The organism is Desulfocurvus sp. DL1XJH-121 (genome assembly GCF_054819825.1).
Genome location: NZ_JBTVWW010000022.1, coordinates 43,132 through 61,504 on the forward strand (window position 1 = coordinate 43,132; position 18,373 = coordinate 61,504).

Sequence of the window (18,373 nt, forward strand, 5' to 3'; positions counted from 1 at the left end):
CCTCCGGTAATCTTATGAATCCAGTAACGAATCCTGCGTCGGTGCGGGCGCGGCCTTGGCCGCTCCGCCCGCCAGCAGGTCCATGAATTGCTGTTCAGTCAAGACATTCACGCCCAGGGACTCGGCCTTGGCCAGCTTGCTCCCGGCCTTGTCCCCGGCCACGAGGTAGTCCACGTTGCGCGAGACGGCCTTGACCACCTTGGCCCCGGCGGCCTCGGCCAGCTTGGCGGCCCGGGGCCGGGGCATGGACAGGGTGCCCGTGAAGAGCATGGTCAGGCCCGCGAGGGGCCCGTCCCCGGCGTTCGCCTTCTCCTCGGCCACGGGCCACAGCCCGGCGTTCCGCAGGGACGCGAGAAGCGCCCGGTTGTCCGGGTTGCCGAAGAACGCGCCCACGGACTGGGCCACCTCGGGCCCCACGTCCGGCAGGGCCGTGAGTTCGTCCTGCGCGGCCCCGGCCAATTTGTCCAGATCGCGGAAGGCCCCGGCCAGGGTTGAGGCGGTGCGCTCGCCCACGTGGCGGATGCCCAGGGCGGCCAGCAGCCTGTCCAGGGGCGCGCCCTTGGCCGCCGTGATGGCCGCCACCACGTTCTGGGCGCTCTTCACGCCCATGCGCTCCATCAGCGACAGCTCGCCCACGCCCAGGGTGAAGAGGTCCGCCGGGGTCTTGACCCGGCCCGAGGCCACCAGCTGCTCCACCAGCTTCTTGCCCACGCCCTGCATGTCCAGCCCGGCCTTGGACACGAAATGCACCACGCGCTGGCGCACCACCGCCGGACAGGTGGCGTTGACGCAGCGCCAGGCAACCTCGCCGGGCAGACGCACGGCCTCGGACCCGCAGGCCGGGCAGACGTGGGGGAACTCGAACTCCCGCTCCCGGCCCGTGCGCCGCTCCTCCAGCGGCCGCACCACCTCGGGGATCACGTCCCCGGCGCGCTGCACCAGCACGATGTCGCCCACCTTGAGGCCCTTGGCGCGGATCTCGTCCTCGTTGTGCAGGGTGGCGCGGGACACGGTGACCCCGCCCACGGACACGGGCGCGAGGTGCGCCACCGGGGTCAGCACGCCCGTGCGCCCCACCTGGACCTCGATGGCCAACAATTCGGTCTCGGCCTGGTGCGCCGGGAATTTCAGGGCCAGGGCCCACTTGGGGAAACGCGCGGTGAAGCCCAGGGCCTCCTGGAGCTGCAAGTCGTCCAGCTTGGCCACCAGCCCGTCGATCTCGAAGGGCAACGCGTCGCGACCCTGGGAAAGCCCCTGGTACTTGGCGGCCACCTGCTCCGGGCCCGCGCAGATCTCCGCCTGGGGCGGCACGGGCAGGCCGCAGGCCGCCAGATAGCCCATGACCTCGGAATGCTTGCCCCACTTCTCGCCCGGGGCCTGGGGCCCGCCGTCCCAACGCGCCGCGCCCACGCCGTAGGCCATGAAGCGCAGGGGACGCCCGGCCGTGACCTTGGAGTCCAGCTGGCGCAGGGAACCGGCCGCCGCGTTGCGCGGGTTGGCGAAGACCTTGCCGCCCTCCTCCTCCTGGCGCTGGTTCAGGGCGTGGAAATCGTCCTTGAGCATCACGGTCTCGCCGCGCACCTCCAGCAGCGCCGGGGGCTCCTCGCCGTCGGGCGGGGTCAGGACCAGCGGCAGGTTGCGCACGGTGCGCGCGTTCTCCGTGACCACCTCGCCCACGCTCCCGTCGCCGCGCGTCAGCGCCGCAGCGAGCTTGCCGTGCTCGTAGATCAGCTCCACGGCCAGCCCGTCCAGCTTGGGGTCCGCCCAGAAGGCCAGGGGCGCGTGGGGCTCCTCGCGGCGGATGCGCTCAATGAACGCCGCCCACTCCTCGAGGTCGAAGGCGTTGTCCAGGCTGTACATGGCGATGGTATGGGCGCGCTTCTCGAAGCCCTCGCGCACGGCCCCGCCCACGCGGCGCGTGGGGGAGTTGGGGTCGTCCAGCTCGGGGTGCGCCTCCTCCAGGGAGCGCAGCTCGCGGAACAGCTCGTCGTACTGGGCGTCGGTGATCTCCGGGTCGTCCAGCACGTAGTAGCGGCGGTTATGGTATTCCAGGAGCCCACGCAGTTCGCGCACGCGCTCCCGGACGCTCTCGGTAGTCTCGGTCATGGAATCTCGTAGTCCGTGGTCTCGGTTTTCAGGACGTCCATCGCGGCGCGCCAGTCCTCGCCGTGGCGCGCGGCCAGGTACGCGTCCTGGGCGTGGGCCGCCCGGTTCATGAAGCCGTCCACCGCGCCCGCCGTGCTGTGGTAGACGTGGCGCACGCAGACCTCGTGGTCCACGGCCAGCGCCCACCCGGCGCGGGCAACGCGCAGGGAAAAGTCCAGATCCACCCCGTAGCCGAAGGGGTTGTCCGCGAAGTCCAGGCCCCCGGCCTCGCGCCAGGCATCCACATGCACCAGGGGCGCGATGCCGTCCAAAAGCCCCACGCGCGAGAACTGCACACCCGCTCGGCGCACCATCTGCGGATGGTAGGGGCTGGCCGTGACCGCCGGGGAGCAGATCCCCACCCGGCCCAGGCTGCGCTCCATGCGCGCCAGCCGCCCCAGGATGCGCGGCCCGAAGGGCGGCCTTGACACAAAATACAGGTCGTTGTTCAGGAACCAGACCCGCTCGCAGCCCTCGCCCGCCAGCCGCTCCATGGCCCACTGGAAGGCCCCGGCCCAGTAGAGGTTCTCGGGCAGGCGCTCCCAGGCCCCCGGGTACGGCTCGGGCGCGGCGTTGTCCAGCACCAGGGCCGCGGCCCGGTCCCCGGCCTCGATCTGATCCGCCAGACGGCGGGTCAGGTCCGGGTCACCGTAGTGCAGGATGACGACGGCCAGGGGCGTGGACGGCATGGGTTCCTTGGGCGGGCGCGGGCCCGTTTTTCTTTGCGTTTTGGCCTGCGCGGCCCTACACTTCGTTGACCCAGCACTCTACGTGCATGCCGCAGAAACCGCAACAGAACGAGGACCGCCCATGCCCTTTCCCTGGACCGCCCTGCCCCCGGAGCTGCTGGAAGCGCTGTTGGCCGGAAGCACGGGAAAGGCGCACCTCGCGCGCTGCGCCCGCCTGGCCCTGGCCCCGGAGGCCCGGGCCGCGGACCTGGGCCTGGACCTCTTGGCCGCCGCCTGGGAACACGATCCCCTGGACGCGGACCTGGCCGCGCAAATCCTAGGGCTGGACGCCAGGATGCGGCTGTTGCCCGACGCCCTCAAGGCCCAGCTCCAGGCCTGCGCCAAGGCCAAGCCCCGCTTGGCCCCGCTGCGCCTCGACGCGGATGCCGCCCTGGCCGACGCCGACGCCGACGCCCTGGCGCGGGCCGCCGCGCCCGTGCGCGAGGCCTTCCCCCTGGGCGCGGACATGCTCCTGGCCCGGGCGCACTTCCTGGCCGGGCGCGCGGCGCGCGGCGAGGAGGCCTGCGCGGCCCTGGAGGCGCAAGCGCCGCTCACCACCATGACCAACCTGCACGCGGCCTGCGCCCTGGCCGCCGGAGACCGGCAGCGGGCAATGGACGCCCTGCGCGCGTCCCTGGCGGCCCGGCCCTGGCAGGCCGGGGCGCTGTTGCGCCTGGCCGACCTGGCCTCGGGCGCGGACATGGCCCTGTCCATGCCGCGCGGGCCCATAGCCGTCCTGCTCTATTCCTGGAACAAGGCGGCGGACCTGGACGCGGCCCTGGCCAGCCTCGCGGCCTCGGACACGGACGACGCGCGGATCCTGGCCCTGGACAACGGCAGCACCGACGACACGCCCTCGGTGCTTTCGGCCTGGGCCCACCGCCTGGGCGAGCGCTTCACGCCCCTGACCCTGCCCTGCAACGTGGGGGCCCCGGCCGCGCGCAACTGGCTCATGTCCCGGCCCGAGGTGCGCGCCTCGCGCTGGACCGCGTACCTGGACGACGACATCGAGCTGCCCCACGACTGGCTGGCCCGCCTGGGCGCGGCGGCGGCCGCGTACCCCGAGGCCTCGGCCTGGGGCTGCAAGGTGGTGGACCGGGACGCGCCCGGCCGCGTGCAAAACGTGGACCTGCACCTGCGCGAACCGCGCGAGGCGCATCCCCTGCGCACCGTGCAGGCCCCGGGCCTGGACGTCTCGGACCTGCACCTGCAGACCCCGGACCTGGGCCAGTTCGCGTACACGCGGCCCTGCGCCTCGGTCACGGGCTGCTGCCATCTGTTCTCCACGGAGCGGCTCCTGGCCGCCGGGGAGTTTGACATCCGCTTCTCCCCCACCCAATTCGACGACCTTGAGCACGACCTGCGCATGCTCGGGGCCGGGGGCGGGGCCGTGTACACCGGGCACCTCACGGTGCGCCACGCCCGGCGCACGGGCACGGGCACGAGCGCCCAGGCCGGGGGCAACGCCCTAGGCAACCTCCTGAAGCTGCAATTCCTCTACGGCCCCGACGCGGCCCCGGCCCTGCGCCGCCTGGCCGCGCGCCGCGCGCTGGACGACGTGTTGGCCAAAGAGGAAAACCTGGGGCTGTAGCCAATGAAAAGCCCCGGAACGCGACCGCGCCCCGGGGATTGAAAGACTTCCTCGGCTCACCTGCCCGTGCGCCTGAAGCCGATGGCGGTCTACCTACTCCACGATCTCCCACAGCTTGGCCAAATTATCCTTGCCCCCGACCACGATGAGCGTGTCGCCGGCCTTGAGCTCGGTGCGCGCGTCGGGGTTGAAGATGACCTCGCCGTCCTCGCGCTTGATGGTGATGATGATCACGTTGAAGCGCTGGCGGATCTTGGAGTCGATGAGGTTCAGGCCGCAGAGCTCCGAGCGCTCGGAGACGGTCAGCTCCTCCATGGACAGTTCCATGCCCTCGCCCGTGACCGTGAGCTCCAGGAAGCTGGTCACCGTGGGCCGCAGCACGGACTGGGCCATGCGGATGCCGCCGATGGTGTGCGGCAGCATGACCCGATCGGCCCCGGCGCGCTTGAGCCTGGGGATGTGGGCCTCCTCGTTGGCCCGGGCCACGATGGTCAGGTCCGAGCGGATCTGGCGCGCGGTGAGGGAGACGTAGACGTTGGCCGCCTCGTGGGACAGGGCCGTGATCAGCGACTTGGCCCGATCGATGCCCGCGCGCTCCAGGATCTCGTCGTCCGTGGCGTCGCCGAACACGTACAGGACCCCGTCCTCCTCCATCCTGGGCAGCAATTCCTCGTTGGTCTCGATGACCACCACGGGCAGGCCCTCGCGCCGGATCTCGCGCACGGCGATGGAGCCGATGCGCCCGTATCCGCAGACGATGGTATGATTGGTCAGCTTGTCGATGGACTTCTGCAATCTGTGCCTCCCCCAAACGGTTTGCAGGCGGCCCTCCACCAGAATCTGGGAGAACGCGCCCACGAGAAACGCAAAGTTGCCCACGCCCATGATGATCAGGACGCTGGTCAGGATCATGCCGTTATCCGAAAGCGGGCGCACCTCCTCGAAACCCACGGTGGCCAGGGTGATGAGCACCATGTAGAAGCTTTCGAGGTAGGTCCAACCCTCCACGACCATGTAGCCGTAGACCCCGGCGAAGAAGATCGCCATCAGGGACACGAAGCCCATGATCAGAGGCCAGAAGCTGCCGTAGCGCCTCTGGAGCTGATTCATCTTGGGCAGGCCGCACAGGCCTATCTTGTCGTTCTTGCCCGAGCCCAGCTTGCAGATGTGCATCGGCTTCCCGAGTAGTAGGTTTTCCCGCTACAGGCCGTTGAAAAACAGCGATCTGCCGCGTTGCTTCGAAAAATTCAAACCCTCACGTAGCGCAAGCGCGGGGAGTACGCTTCGGTCTTGAATTTTCCTTGCGCCTTGCATCTCACTATTTTTGAACGGCCTGCTCAAAAGAGCTGTTTCAACAAACGGCCCAAATCCACAGATCGTTGGGGCCGCAGCCGTTCGGACCCCAAGCCGAACGTCACACGGAGCGCAAGAGTTCCCGCAACAGCGATATCCTGTCCCGCAGCCCGGCCGCGCGTTCGAACTCCAGGTCCTTGGCCGCCGCGCGCATCTCGCGCTCCAGGCGCTTGATCTCGGCGGCCGCGGCCTTGGGGTCGCTGGCCAGCTCCGCGTCGCCCGGGGGCAGCGCGTCCTTGCCTTCTTCCGCACGGCTATACAACGAATCCAGTATATTGTTCAAATCCTTATGCACGGTCTCGGGCTCGTGGCCGTGCTCCTGGTTGAAGGCCTGCTGTTTTTCCCTGCGGCGCGCGGTTTCTTCCATGGCCTCGTTCATGGAGCGCGTGACCTGGTCGGCGTATAGGATCACCCTGCCGCGCACGTTGCGCGCGGCGCGGCCGAAGGTCTGCACCAGGGAGCGCGTGGAGCGCAGAAAGCCCTCCTTGTCCGCGTCCAGCACGGCCACCAGGGAGACCTCGGGGATGTCCAGGCCCTCGCGCAGCAGGTTGATGCCCACCAGCACGTGGAACTCGCCCTTGCGCAGGGCCTGGATGATGGAGACCCGCTCCAGGGTGTCGATGTCCGAATGCAGGTAGCGGGTCTCGATGCCCATGTTCTGCAGATATTCCGTGAGGTCCTCGGCCATGCGCTTGGTCAGCGTGGTGACCAGCACGCGCTCGCCCGCGTCGCGCCGGGCGCGGCACTCGGTCATCAGGTCGTCCACCTGCCCCGTGGTGGGGCGCACCTCCACCTCCGGGTCCAGAAGCCAGGTGGGCCGGATGATCTGCTCCACCACCAGGCCCTGGGCCCGGTCCAGCTCCCAGGGGCCGGGAGTGGCCGAGACGTACACGGTCTGACCCCGGCGCGTGAGGAACTCCTCGAAATTCAGCGGCCTGTTGTCCAGGGCCGAGGGAAGGCGGAAGCCGAAGTCCACCAGGGTGGTCTTGCGCGAGCGGTCGCCGTTGAACATGCCGCCCACCTGGGACACGGTGACGTGGGACTCGTCCACGAAGAGGATGAAGTCGTCGGGGAAATAGTCCAACAGCGTGTGCGGCGGCTCGCCGGGCGCGCGGCCGTCCAGGAAGCGCGAGTAGTTCTCGATGCCGTTGCAGTAGCCCAGCTCCTCGATGGTCTCCAGGTCCAGCTGGGTGCGCTGCTCCAGGCGCTGGGCCTCCACGAGCATGTTCTTGTTCTTGAAGTACGTCAGGCGCTCGCGCAGCTCCTCGCGGATCTCGCTCGCGGCCCGGTCCAGGTTCTCGCGGTCGGACACGTAATGGCTGGCCGGGAAGACGATGGTCTTGGCCAGGCGCGCCAGGACCTCGCCGGTGACGGGGTCGGTCTCGGTGACGGAGTCCACCTCGTCGCCGAAGAACTCCACGCGCAGGGCCTGCTGATTGGAATAGGCCGGGATGATCTCCAAGACGTCCCCGCGCACGCGGAAGGTGCCCCGGTGGAAATCGTAGTCGTTGCGCTCGTAGTGCACCTCCACCAGGCGCTCCACCAGCTTGTCGCGGGACAGTCGCTGGCCGGGCTCCAGGGGCACCACCATGCGCGAATAGTATTCCGGCGAGCCCAGGCCGTAGATGCAGGACACGCTGGCCACGATGAGCACGTCGCGCCGCGTGAGCAGCGCGTGGGTGGCGGCGTGGCGCAGCTTGTCGATCTCGTCGTTGATGGACGAGTCCTTCTCTATGTACAGGTCCGTGTGCGGGAGGTAGGCCTCGGGCTGGTAATAGTCGTAATAGCTGACGAAATATTCCACCGCATTGTGCGGGAACAGGCCCCGGAACTCGTTGTAGAGCTGGGCGGCCAGGGTCTTGTTGGGCGCGAGCACCAGGGTGGGCCGTTGCACGGCCTCCACCACCTTGGCCATGGTGAAGGTCTTGCCCGACCCCGTGACCCCGAGCAGCACCTGGTCGCGCACCCCGGCGCGCAGGTTGTCGGCGATGTCGGCGATGGCCCCGGGCTGGTCGCCGCGAGGCTCGAAGGGGCTCTCAAGCTGAAAACGGACGTCGGTGTCGACGTTGGCGAAGGATGGCATGCCCGGTTTGTACCCGCTCGGCGCGCCCAGGTAAACACCCGGCATGAGCCCCGGAAACAGGGTTCACAGGGCCACGCTTTTTGCGTATCAAAAAATCTCTCGCCACACGCCAGCCAACTTCCAAAAACCCGACGCCCCGCGCGCCGGAAAGGAGCCACGGCATGCGCATACACTGTACCGCTTCCAGCCAGCCCCTGCCCACGGACAGGGCTTTCGTCATCTCCATGGTCATCCGCAGCTTCAAGGGCCGCCGCAACGTGGAGGTCCACCTCTTCCGCCCGGAATACGACGCGGCCGAAGAGTCGGCCCTGGACTGGAATCGCCTCCTGGGCGACCCCGTGGAGCCCGGCCTGGACGACCCCGTGGGCAGCCGCAAGGTGCTCCTGGAGGCCTTCACCAAGGCCGAGCGGGACGCCATCCTGGACTACCTCAAGGCCCACTACGAGGACCGCGTCACCGAGGTCAACGCCCAGCCCATGAACTTCCCCATCCCCCTGGGCCTGACGCCCCTGTCGGCCATCCCCGAGGGCAAGACCATCGGCCTGATCCGCTTCTCCGAGCTGCCCAACTACGACATGGGCATGCCCATGTCCGGGCTCTACGATTTGTCACGAGCGGAGCCTTTGGTAGAAGTCCAAGAATAGCTGGTCGCCCCGAAAAACAGCCTGCGTGGACGGCCCGCGTAAATTGGATGTCGCAACAATCTAAGACTCATCATCCGGACGCCGCGTCGATGCGGCGTCCGGCAGCAGGCCCAGCCATGCCCCGCGTCATCGATCTTTCCCACCCCCTGGCCCCGGGCATGCCCGTGTATCCGGGCGACCCGGCCCCGCGCTTCGAGCAGGCCGCCACCGTGGCCGGGAACGGCTACGCCCTGAAGCTTCTGACCCTGGGCACGCACACGGGCACCCATCTGGACGCGCCCGCGCACATGCTGCCGGGCGGCCCCTGCCTTTCGGACCTGCCCGCGTCGCGCTTCGTGGGTCCGGCGCGCGTGCTGGATTTGCGCGGGGTGCGCGAGGTCGGAGAGGACTTCGTGCGCCCGCTCTTGCCCACGCTCTCAGGCGCGGCCTTCGTGATCCTCAGGACCGGATGGGAAGCCCACTGGGGGCGGGACGAATATTTCCGGGGCTATCCCGTGCTCACGCCCGGGGCCGCGACGCTGCTGGCCGGGCTCGGCCTCTCGGGCCTGGGCCTGGACGCGCCCGGCGTGGACCGCGTGGAGGACGAGGACGCCCCCGTGCACAAGGCGCTCTTCGCCGCCGGGCTGGTCATCGTGGAGAACCTCGCCAACCTGGACGCCCTGCCCGACGGGGAATTCACCTTCTGCGCCCCGCCCCTGCCCATCGCCGACGGGGACGGTTCGCCCGTGCGGGCCTTCGCACTATCCGGTTGAAACCGAACACCTCACGCTTTCTGACCAAGCCACGAAAGAAAGCCTAGAAACAGGGACCGATCGCAGGCCGTTCAAAAATAGTGAGATGCAAGGCGCAAGGGAAATGCAGGCCCGACGCGTACTCCCCGCGCTTTCGCTACGCGAGGGGTTGCATTTTCCGCAGCAACGCCGCAGATCGCTGTTTGTGGGCGGCCTGCTATTCGCCCGAGGGCATCAAGGCCAAGCCGCGCAGGGTGTAGTCCACGCCCGTGTAGATGGTGAAGGCGGCGGTGAGATAGAGCACGGTGTACAGCAGCCTGGGCGCGTCCAGCCAGCCCCCGCGCTCGGCCAGGATCAGCAGGATGAAGACGATCTGCAGGGTGGTGTTGGTCTTGCTGGCGAAGGTCGGCCGGATGCGCGAGCGCACGTCCACGCCCAGGAGGCTGACCAGGATCAGCCCGCCCACGATGAGCAGGTCGCGGCTTATGACCAGGACCACCAGCCAGGCCGGGGCCCAGTCCAGCACGCCCATGCACAGGAAGCTGGCCACGATGAGCACCTTGTCCGCCAAGGGGTCGAGCATGGCCCCCAGGGTGGTGCGCTGGCGCAGGACGCGCGCCAGGGTTCCGTCCAGGGCGTCGGTGACGCCCGCCACGGCGAAGGTCAACAGCGCGAGGTTCACGCGCTGGTGGATGAAGGCGGTGACGATGACGGGGGTGAGCAGGATGCGGACCACGGTGAGCAGATTGGGAATCGTCCAATTGTTCTCCCGCAATTTGCCCCGCATGGCTTCCCTCCGTTGAAATCTCTCAGTTTTTGGTTTCCACGAATCTCCAGCTCAAACCACGCGGGGGCAGCTCCTCGCCCAGGCGGGCCTCCAGAGCGGCGCGATCCAAGGTGCGCACGCTGAAGATGCCGGTGAGCCCGTCGGGCAGCATGCGCACCTCGCGCAGCTCGGCCCCTTCCACGAGGTTCTCCCAGGACCCCAGGGTCTCGGCGAAGGCCTTGACCCCGTCGCTGGCGTACCAGCCGGACACGGAGAGGGTCAGCACGTCCACCAGCCCGGCCTCGGCCCCGGGGCGCGAGAACCACCCGCTCCAGACCCGCAGCCACACGGCTTCCAGGTCGCGGCCCGCGGCGGTCCACCGGTTGCCAGCGCCCGTGAGCGAGGCGGACCACATGGGCGCGGACTCGTCGAGCCCGGCCTTGCGCTCCTCGGGCGTGGTCTCGGTGACGCTGGAGTCGATCTCCAGGAGCGGCTCGGCCCCGCGCACCACGGACACGCCCGTGAAGGCCTGCAGGCGGCCCATCTCGTCCCAGGCCCAGGAGGCCTGGCCCGTGAGGCTCAGGTCGCAGGGCTGGGACGCGGACAGGGTGTAGTACACGCCCGCGAGCTTGAGGGCCTTCTTCAGGGCCGCGCGGTTCACGGCCACGTCCAGGCGCAGGATGCCGGGCGCCGGGGCCTCGGGCCGGGCCGAAGCGGCGCCCGGGTCCATGGCCGGAGTCCCGGCGGCGGCGCCCTCCCCCATGGCGGGTGCGGCGGGCGCTTCCTGCGCGGCTGTCTCGGGCGCGACGGCCTCGGGAGCGGCGATCAGGGCCTCGGAATAACTGAGCACGTATTCGCCCGCCTTGGGGGCCAGGTGGTCGCGCAGGAGTTCGGCACGGCGCGGGGCCAGGGTCCCAGGCAGGATGTCCAGGGCCTCGGCGAACACCGCGCGCCTGAAACCCTCGTCCCGGGCTTGGTCGCGGGTCAGGGGCGCGGCGGCGGGCGTTTCCGTGGGGGCGGCCAGGGGCACTTCCACCACGCGGGCCAGGGCCTGGGGCGCGGCGGCGGACAGGGCGCAGAGCAACAGCGGAACCACGAGCAAGGCCCGGATTGCGGGGCCGTATGCGGAGGTGCGGATGGGGCGAGTCATAATCAGCAGCGCATACACCTTTTCCCGCGCAAAGTAAAAAGGGGCGGCCCCTGGAGGCCGCCCCGGCAAGGGTGCGAAAACCGTATCCGGACCGGCCTTAGAACAGGCTCAACTCCCGCCGCAGGGCCTTGACCGCCAGGAGCGCCTCGACGCCGGACACCGGGTCCATGGGCCTAAACGCGCCGCTGCGGATGTCCGCGTCCATGATGCCCCGCGTGATGCAGAGCATGGCCGCGTTGTAGGCCGGATGGTCGCCGCGCATGTCGGGCAGGCGGCTGTCCTGGCCGATGTACTGGGTGCCCAGTTCGGCCCGGCCCGTGGCGCGCACCACCACGTCCTCGAAGATCATGGCCGCCTCGGCCCGGGTCACGGGCGCGTCGGGGCGGAAGGTGCGGTCGGGATAGAGGTCAAGGCCGCGCACGCCGTAGCGCAGGACCTTCTCGATGTCCGCGCGCATGGGGTGCGTGGCGATGTCCGTGACCGCGTGCTCGGGCTCCAGGACGGCGACGTTCCGCCCGGGGGCGGCGAAGCCCGGGGCGATCCTGTCGCTGGTGCGGGTGTAGAACTTGTCCACGTCCAGCTCCACGGCCATGAGGGCGGCCAGGTCGGCGCGGGTCAGCTCCTCCACCAGGGCGATCTCCTTGCCCACGGCGCTGCCCGGGGCCGCGCGGTTCACGTCCTGCACCAGGCGCCAACGCTTCTCGGCGCGGTCCTCGTAGCCGTGGCCCAGGGTCAGGACCCGATAGTACATCTCCTCGGCCGGGCCGAACTCCAGGGCCGCCACGTAGGCCTCGGCCAGGTAGAACGGCGGCTCGGGCGCGGAGGGAGCGAAATCCACGGCGTCCTTGTACGGGCCCTCCAGCCCCTCCAGGAAGTCCTCGCGCGGCAGCTTGCCCCGGCGGTACAGTTCCGTGAGGGCGCGGATCTCCATGACCTCGGGCCACATGCGCACCGAGGGGTCCCAGTCGTCGGCCGCGTCGCGGGCCTCGTCCACCAGATCCAGGGCCTGGTCCTCGGCATTCTCGCTGCCGCGCATGGCCGCGGCCACGCCCAGGCCGGCCAGGGCCGGGGGATACTCCACGCCCGTGGACAGGGCGGACTGGAACTCCGCCTCGGCCTGGGCCGCGTCGCCCTTGTCCAGGGCGGCCAGTCCGTTGTGGAAGTGGTGGGACGGGCTGTCCATGACGCCCGAGGGCGTGCGGGGCTGCTGCCCGGCGCAGCCGCCCAGGGCCAAGGCCAGGGCCAGCAGCAAAAGGTGAACGGGGCGCAGACGCGCCATCACGGTATTCGTCATCTCGTCCTCCGGTGAGGGATCAATCCAGCAAAATCATGACCCGCGCCTGGCTCAGTATCCGGGAGCTCTCCTCCCGGGCGCGGATCTCGTCGGCCTTGGCCGTGGGGATCACCAGGTCGGTGGCGGCGCGGCCCGTGACGCCCACGGCGGCCACGGTCAGCGGGTTGCCCGCCACGCGCGGGTTGGCGGCAGCGGCCTGGGGGTCCTTGGCGTATCCGGCCATGCCCTGGCGGATGGCGTATTCGCGGTCCACCACGGCGGTGCCGTATATCTCCGCGCCCGCCTCGTCCACGATGCGCGGGCTCATGGCCGGGCGCACGCCCAGCCCCCGCGCGTCCACCACCAGCCCGGTCCACGCGGCGGCCGGAGCCTGTGCGGCCGGGGCCGCGCCCAGGGACTTGGCCTTGAACTTCGCGGAATCGGGCATGACCACGTCGGAGAACGCGCCGTGCAGCTTCATGCCCACGGTGATCTCCACGGCCCCGTCGGACATGTAGGCAGTGTTCAGCTGCATGGTGTTCTGCAGGAACCCGCGCACCTGGGAGACCACCACGTCGTTGACCATGGTGTTCTGCACCGTGGTGGTGGAGTCGATCTGCACGCCCTTGAGGATTTCCAGCAGGTTGCGGCGAGCGATGACCGTGGCGGCGCGCTCGGCCATGCCCCGGGTCATGCCCTGGGGCGGGATGAACACGCCCTTGGCCGTGATCATGCCGCTGCCCCAGTCAACCTGACCGTCGTCCGCCTGCTGCACGTAGGTTTCGGCCCCCTCTCCCGGGGCGGCGTCCTGGGCCTGGGCAACGCCCGCGAGCCCCAACAGCGCCAGGGCCAGGACCAGGATTGTGATGCGTCTCTTGTTCACGGTTTCGCTCCTTGGTTCTGCCGCGCCGGTCAGCGGGCGGCGATACGAAAGTCCTACTCTGCCGGAGGCATGCGGCGCAAGTGGTAGAGCGCCGCCCGGTTGCCGGGCTCGTAGACCAGGGCCCGGGAAAAACGTTGCCTGGCCGCGTCGTCGCGGCCCCGGTCCAAAAGCGTCTCGGCCTCGCGCACCAGCACCGAGGCCAGCCCGGCCCGGGCCTCGGTCCGTTCGGGGTCCAGGGCGTGGGCCTGTTCCCAGGCACGCACGGCCTGGTCGCGGCGGCCCTGGGCGTAGAGGGTCCAGCCCAGGCCCACCCGGGCCTGGTAGTGGCGTGGGGCCGCGTCCAGGGCCCGCTCGTAGCAGAGCCGCGCGTTCTCCAGCATGTCCAGCCCGCGCCAGGCCTCGCCCAGGCGGTACTGGACCTCCGGGTCGCCCCGGCCCGAACGCCCGGCCCGGCGCAGGAGGTCCACGGCCCCGGCCAGGTCGCGGCGCGAGGCCGCCTCCACGCCCAGCAGGTACAAGGCCGTGGGATTCTCCGCGTCCACGGCCAGGACCGCCTGGAAATAGTCCACCGCCCGGGGCGCGTCGTCCGCGCGCATGGCCAGAAGGCCCAGCCAAGTCAGGGCGAAGACGTTGTCCGGGCTGCGCCGGGCCACCGTCTCGAAACGCTGCCGGGCCTCGTCCGCGCGGCCCAGGCCCACCAGGGCCAGGCCCAGCTGGTTCTGGGCGAAATCGTCGCCCGGGTCGCGGCTGACGGCCCGGGCCAGGGCCTGCTCGGCCGTGGCCGCGTCGCCCCGGTACAGGGCGTCGGACCCGGCCAGCACCAGATCCTCCACGGCCCGCGCCGGGAGCGCGGCGGCCAGCACCAGCAGCACCGCCAAAGCGAACCGCCGCATCAGACCCCCTCCCCGTGCAGGGCGGCCACGGACGCGGCCACGGCGCGCGCCACCCGGGCGCGATAGTCCGCGTTCTTGAGCGCGGCCTCGTCCTGGGGGTTGCTGATAAACCCGGTCTCCAGCAGCAGGGCGGGCATGCGCGCCCTGCGCAGGACATAAAAATCCGCGCTGTGCGCCCCACGGTCGGGCATGGGCAGCATCCCGGCCAGGGCGCCCTGCACGCGCCGCGCCGCGCGCGCCGAGGTCTCCCACAGGCGGCGGCGCTCGAAACGGAAAACGATCTCCTCCAGGCTCAGGCCCGGGGACCCGGCCGCGTCCGCCGGGTCCAGCCCGGCCGCCGCGTTCTCCTGGACGGCCAGGCGCTCGGCTTCCAGGCCCGAAGCGCGCTCGGAGCAGGAATAGGTCTCCACCCCCCGCGCCGCGCGGCGCTCCCCCGCGTTGACGTGCAGGGACACGAACAAATCGGCGGCGAAACGGTTGGCCTCGGCCGTGCGCGCGGACAGGGGCAGAAAATAGTCGCCCCGCCGCGTGAGGTGCACCTCGAGCCCCGGAGCGGTGCGCGAAAGCACGGCCTGGGCGCGCAGGGCCACGTCTAGGGCCACGTCCTTCTCCATCAACCCGCCCCGGCCGCAGGCTCCGGGATCGAAGCCCCCGTGCCCGGGGTCCAGGACCACGCGGCGCACGCTGTAGCCGCCCGCCCCTGCCGGGCGTTTCCCTTCGGCCTCGGCGCGGCGCTCCTGGTCCGTGGGGTACGCCTCCCGGCGCGCCACGCGGGCGGGCAGCGGGGTCTGGGCGATGCGCGCGGCCATCATGCGCGAATAGCTGTCCTCGGGGTTCAGGGCCACGGCGCCGCGGAAGGCCTCCAGGGCCCCGGCGCGGTCTCCGACGGCCAGGCGCGCCCGGCCCAGCAGGCCTCGCAGCCAGGGATCGCCGGGCGCGTTGCGCACGGCCTCCGCCAGGAGCCGCCCGGCCTCTCCCGGCCGGCCGTGATCCAGGAGCGCCTGGGCCTCCAGCCCAGCGTCCCTGGCGCTGCGGGCCGCCACGGCCAGGGGCGTCAAAGCCGCGACGCAGGCCCCTCCCAGGGCCAGGAGCGCTTTTCGACGCGAGATGACGGGGCTTTGCGTGTTCTGTTCCACCGGGTTCCTCGTGCGGGGGAAATGCCTTCCCTCCTGCGGGCTTTTCATGCAAGAAACATGAAAAAACGGACGCGCCGGACGCCCTTTCCAGAGCGTCCCCCGACAGCCCCCCGAAGGAGCGCACTGATGGATATCTACCTCATGCAGCACGGCTCGTGCCTGTCCAAGGAAATCGACCCGGCCATGCCCTTGTCCCCCGTAGGCCGGGACCAGATCCTGCGCAGCGCGGAGGCGGCGCGGGCCATGGGCCTGCGCTTCGGCCGCATCGTCTGCAGCCCCAAGCTGCGCGCCGTGCAGACCGCCGAGATGATGGCCGGGGCCATGGGCTACCCCCCGGACGGAATCACCACCAGCGAGGCCTTCAAGGCCATGGCCCCGCCCGCGGAAGGAGAACGGTTCCTGCGCGCCCTGAACGCGGACAGCGTGTTCGTGGCCGGGCACCTGCCCAACCTCGCGGACTTGGCCGCATTCATCCTCTACGGGGACACGCGCCTGCGCCTGCACGTGGAAAACGGCGGCCTGACCTGCATCCGCCTGCCCCAGGGCTCCGCCGAAGCCCCGCTGCTCAAGTGGCACCTGAGCCCCATGCAGCTTCAGGTCATCGCCGGAAGTTGACGCGCTCCACCGTCACCCAACCGTAATTCTTCCCTTTCGCCTGCCCTATACGCCGCCCCCACTCCGGGGGGCGGCGTTTTTGAGCCATGCCCTCGCGAGCCCGGCTCCCCATCGCGCGCGCCGCCCCCCGGAGTTCCGTAAAAACATGACTGCGCCCGCAACGGCCTTGCTGTGGAATGGGTTTCGCGTCCGCTTGACACCGCTCGCCAGCAGCCATCCTGTAAAAACTTCACGCTCCACGGGCGAACAGTTTGCTGATATATAAAGCCATTTTCAAACAATGAACAATCTTGCCCGGCGTCTTGCATTTACGCAGCAAAAAAACGTAACATGGTATGGAAATCAAAAAGCATTCCATGTTGTATTGAAGAACTTGAATCTTCATGTTGCGAGGGGACACCATGCTGAGAAAATTCTCTATTTCCGCAAGAATCGTCTTCCTGCTATTTCTGATGATCGCGTTCTCCCTGGGCATCGGCGGAGCCTTCACCCACTTCATGAACAGCACCAACCAAAGCTCCCTGAAACAGTCCACGCAGGCCATGCTCCAGGGCTATGAGCGGACCCTGAAATTCTCCATCCAGACAATCGCCACCGGCCTCGGGCACGTGGTGGCGGAGGCCGTCAAGGACGGCACGGCGCCCATCCAGGCCCTGCGCGAATCCATCAAGCCCGTGCGCTTCGGTGGCAAGGGCTACTATTTCATCTACGATACCGGGGGCGTATGCCAGGCGCACCCCCTGCGCCCCGACTTCCACGGCAAGGAACGCATCGGGACAAAGGACAAGAAAGGCCACCCCTACATCAAGGACCTCGCGGAGAAGGCCAAGTCCGGCGGCGGATTCGTGACATATTGGTTCCCCAAACCCGGGGAGAAGGAACCCAGCCCCAAGCTGGCCTATGCCGAGCTGATCCCCGGCACGGACTACTGGATAGCCACGGGCATCTACATCGACGACATCGACTCGCAGAGCGCCATCCTGGCCGACGGCATGGGCGACGCCCTGAACACCGCCCTGAAGACCGTGGGCTCGTCCGTGGGCGTGATCTTCCTGGTCCTGATCCTGCCCCTGGCCGTGTTCATCGTACGCAGCATCCTCGGCCCCCTGAAGCAGGCCACGGCAGACGCCCAGGAAGTGGCCCGGGGCAACCTGGACGTGCAGGTCAACATCCGGGGCCGGGACGAGATCACCCGCCTGGAGGCCGCCCTGAACCAGATGATCACCACCCTTTCCGGGAACATGAAGGAGATCGAGGCCAAGAACGCGGCCGCGGAACAAAAGGCCCGGGACGCGGAAGTCGCCACGGCCGAGGCCGAGCAGGCCCGCAAGCAGGCCGAGCGCGCCAGGAGCGAAGGCATGCACGCCGCGGCCGAGCGCCTGGAGGCCGTGGTGGCCCGCGTGGCCGCCGCCTCCGGACAGATATCGGCCCAGTCCGACGAAATCCGCCAGGGCGCCCAGGCCCAGACCCAGCGCATCTCCGAGACGGCCACGGCCATGGAGGAGATGAACGCCACGGTGCTGGAGGTGGCCAGGAACTCCGGCGAGGCCGCCGAGGCCGGATTAGACGCCAAGACCAAGGCCCAGAACGGCGCGCAGATCGTGCACCAGTCCATCGAGGCCATGAACGTCACCCAGCAGCAGATCCTGGAGCTCAAGGAGAACATGGCGCACCTGGGCCAGCAGGCCGAGGCCATCGGCAACATCATGACCGTCATCGAAGACATCGCGGATCAGACCAACCTCCTGGCGCTCAACGCGGCCATCGAGGCGGCACGCGCGGGCGACGCGGGCCGCGGGTTCGCCGTTGTGGCCGACGAGGTGCGCAAGCTGGCAGAGAAGACCATGGGCGCCACCAAGGAGGTGGGCGACTCCATCCGCTCCATCCAGGACGGGGCCCGCGAAAACATCGAATCCGTCGAGCGGGCCGTGCTGGACATGGAAAAGGTCGCGGAGCTGACCAACGAATCCGGCCAGGTCCTGGGCGAGATCGTCACGGGCGTGGAAACCAGCGCCGACCAGATCCGGGGCATCGCCACCGCCGCCGAGGAGCAGTCCGCCACGTCCGAGGAGATCAACTCCTCCATCGACGAGGTCAACCGCATCACCATGGAAACGACCCAGGGCGTGGCCCAGACAGCCGAGGCCGTGCAGGAACTGTCCTCGCAGATGATAGAGCTCAGCGAACTGGTCCAGGAGCTCAAGAACGCCTGAACAAGCCGACACCTGCGACCGGGGGAGTTCTCCGGTCCGCCCCTTGCGGCCCCCTTCCGGTTTCGGAGGGGGCCGTTTCGTCTTCTCCCTTTCTGTGCTGAGATGGTTATCACCTGACAGTAGGCCATGAAATGAGCGTGGTCATGCCGCCCTTGGTTGGGGTACGGCT

General features: G+C 69.3%; 15 protein-coding genes. 5 read left to right on the forward strand and 10 right to left on the reverse strand.

The window, feature by feature from the left end; all coding sequences use genetic code 11:
• Window positions 1–12: 12 nt before the first annotated feature.
• The gene (gene ligA, locus ACYYG1_RS14105) at window positions 13–2,106 is read right to left on the reverse strand and encodes an NAD-dependent DNA ligase LigA (protein WP_461210967.1); all 2,094 of its coding nucleotides are present in this window, start codon (window positions 2,104–2,106) and stop codon (window positions 13–15) included.
• Window positions 2,103–2,834 carry a glycosyltransferase family protein gene (locus ACYYG1_RS14110; RefSeq protein ID WP_461210968.1) on the reverse strand — a complete coding sequence of 244 codons (732 nt, stop codon included), beginning with the start codon at window positions 2,832–2,834 and terminating at the stop codon, window positions 2,103–2,105. Before ACYYG1_RS14110 ends, ligA begins: the two co-directional genes overlap by 4 nt.
• Window positions 2,835–2,955: 121 nt before the next feature.
• On the opposite strand from ACYYG1_RS14110, the gene ACYYG1_RS14115 reads away from it, so the two are divergent.
• Window positions 2,956–4,464, forward strand: a complete 1,509-nt coding sequence (locus ACYYG1_RS14115; protein WP_461210969.1) for a glycosyltransferase family 2 protein — start codon at window positions 2,956–2,958, stop codon at window positions 4,462–4,464.
• A 93-nt stretch (window positions 4,465–4,557) separates the two neighbouring features.
• Here ACYYG1_RS14115 and ACYYG1_RS14120 read toward each other — a convergent pair whose 3' ends face one another.
• Both ACYYG1_RS14120 and uvrB read right to left on the reverse strand, forming a co-directional pair.
• Window positions 4,558–5,637, reverse strand: coding sequence for a potassium channel family protein (locus ACYYG1_RS14120; RefSeq protein WP_461210970.1), 1,080 nt, complete (start codon window positions 5,635–5,637; stop codon window positions 4,558–4,560).
• A gap of 241 nt (window positions 5,638–5,878) precedes the next feature.
• Window positions 5,879–7,900 carry an excinuclease ABC subunit UvrB gene (uvrB, locus tag ACYYG1_RS14125; protein ID WP_461210971.1) on the reverse strand — a complete coding sequence of 674 codons (2,022 nt, stop codon included), beginning with the start codon at window positions 7,898–7,900 and terminating at the stop codon, window positions 5,879–5,881.
• Between the two features lie 161 nt (window positions 7,901–8,061).
• Here uvrB and ACYYG1_RS14130 point away from each other — a divergent pair, with 161 nt between their 5' ends.
• A complete protein-coding gene (locus tag ACYYG1_RS14130) occupies window positions 8,062–8,544 on the forward strand; it encodes a hypothetical protein (protein WP_461210972.1) in 483 nt (160 codons plus the stop codon).
• 116 nt (window positions 8,545–8,660) lie between these two features.
• Complete coding sequence (locus ACYYG1_RS14135) at window positions 8,661–9,296, forward strand: cyclase family protein (RefSeq protein ID WP_461210973.1); 636 nt, start codon at window positions 8,661–8,663, stop codon at window positions 9,294–9,296.
• 196 nt (window positions 9,297–9,492) lie between these two features.
• Here the strand turns inward: ACYYG1_RS14135 and ACYYG1_RS14140 are convergent, their stop codons facing one another.
• The 6 genes from ACYYG1_RS14140 to ACYYG1_RS14165 all read right to left on the reverse strand — a co-directional run bounded on the left by ACYYG1_RS14140 (window position 9,493) and on the right by ACYYG1_RS14165 (window position 15,376).
• Window positions 9,493–10,062, reverse strand: a complete 570-nt coding sequence (locus tag ACYYG1_RS14140) for a CDP-alcohol phosphatidyltransferase family protein (RefSeq protein ID WP_461210974.1) — start codon at window positions 10,060–10,062, stop codon at window positions 9,493–9,495.
• 22 nt (window positions 10,063–10,084) lie between these two features.
• Complete coding sequence (locus ACYYG1_RS14145) at window positions 10,085–11,143, reverse strand: hypothetical protein (protein ID WP_461210975.1); 1,059 nt, start codon at window positions 11,141–11,143, stop codon at window positions 10,085–10,087.
• Between the two features lie 145 nt (window positions 11,144–11,288).
• Complete coding sequence (locus ACYYG1_RS14150; protein ID WP_461210976.1) at window positions 11,289–12,485, reverse strand: S-layer homology domain-containing protein; 1,197 nt, start codon at window positions 12,483–12,485, stop codon at window positions 11,289–11,291.
• Between the two features lie 19 nt (window positions 12,486–12,504).
• Window positions 12,505–13,347, reverse strand: a complete 843-nt coding sequence (locus ACYYG1_RS14155) for a hypothetical protein (protein ID WP_461210977.1) — start codon at window positions 13,345–13,347, stop codon at window positions 12,505–12,507.
• A gap of 53 nt (window positions 13,348–13,400) precedes the next feature.
• On the reverse strand, window positions 13,401–14,240 hold the full coding sequence (locus ACYYG1_RS14160; RefSeq protein ID WP_461210978.1) for a tetratricopeptide repeat protein: 840 nt from the start codon (window positions 14,238–14,240) through the stop codon (window positions 13,401–13,403).
• On the reverse strand, window positions 14,240–15,376 hold the full coding sequence (locus ACYYG1_RS14165) for an N-acetylmuramoyl-L-alanine amidase (RefSeq protein ID WP_461210979.1): 1,137 nt from the start codon (window positions 15,374–15,376) through the stop codon (window positions 14,240–14,242). The genes ACYYG1_RS14160 and ACYYG1_RS14165 overlap by 1 nt, the downstream gene beginning before the upstream one ends.
• A 126-nt stretch (window positions 15,377–15,502) precedes the next feature.
• Between ACYYG1_RS14165 and ACYYG1_RS14170 the strand changes: the two genes are divergently transcribed.
• Together ACYYG1_RS14170 and ACYYG1_RS14175 are read left to right on the forward strand one after the other, a co-directional pair.
• The gene (locus ACYYG1_RS14170; RefSeq protein ID WP_461210980.1) at window positions 15,503–15,991 is read left to right on the forward strand and encodes a SixA phosphatase family protein; all 489 of its coding nucleotides are present in this window, start codon (window positions 15,503–15,505) and stop codon (window positions 15,989–15,991) included.
• A 401-nt stretch (window positions 15,992–16,392) separates the two neighbouring features.
• Window positions 16,393–18,204, forward strand: a complete 1,812-nt coding sequence (locus ACYYG1_RS14175; protein WP_461210981.1) for a methyl-accepting chemotaxis protein — start codon at window positions 16,393–16,395, stop codon at window positions 18,202–18,204.
• The last annotated feature ends 169 nt before the right edge of the window (window positions 18,205–18,373 follow it).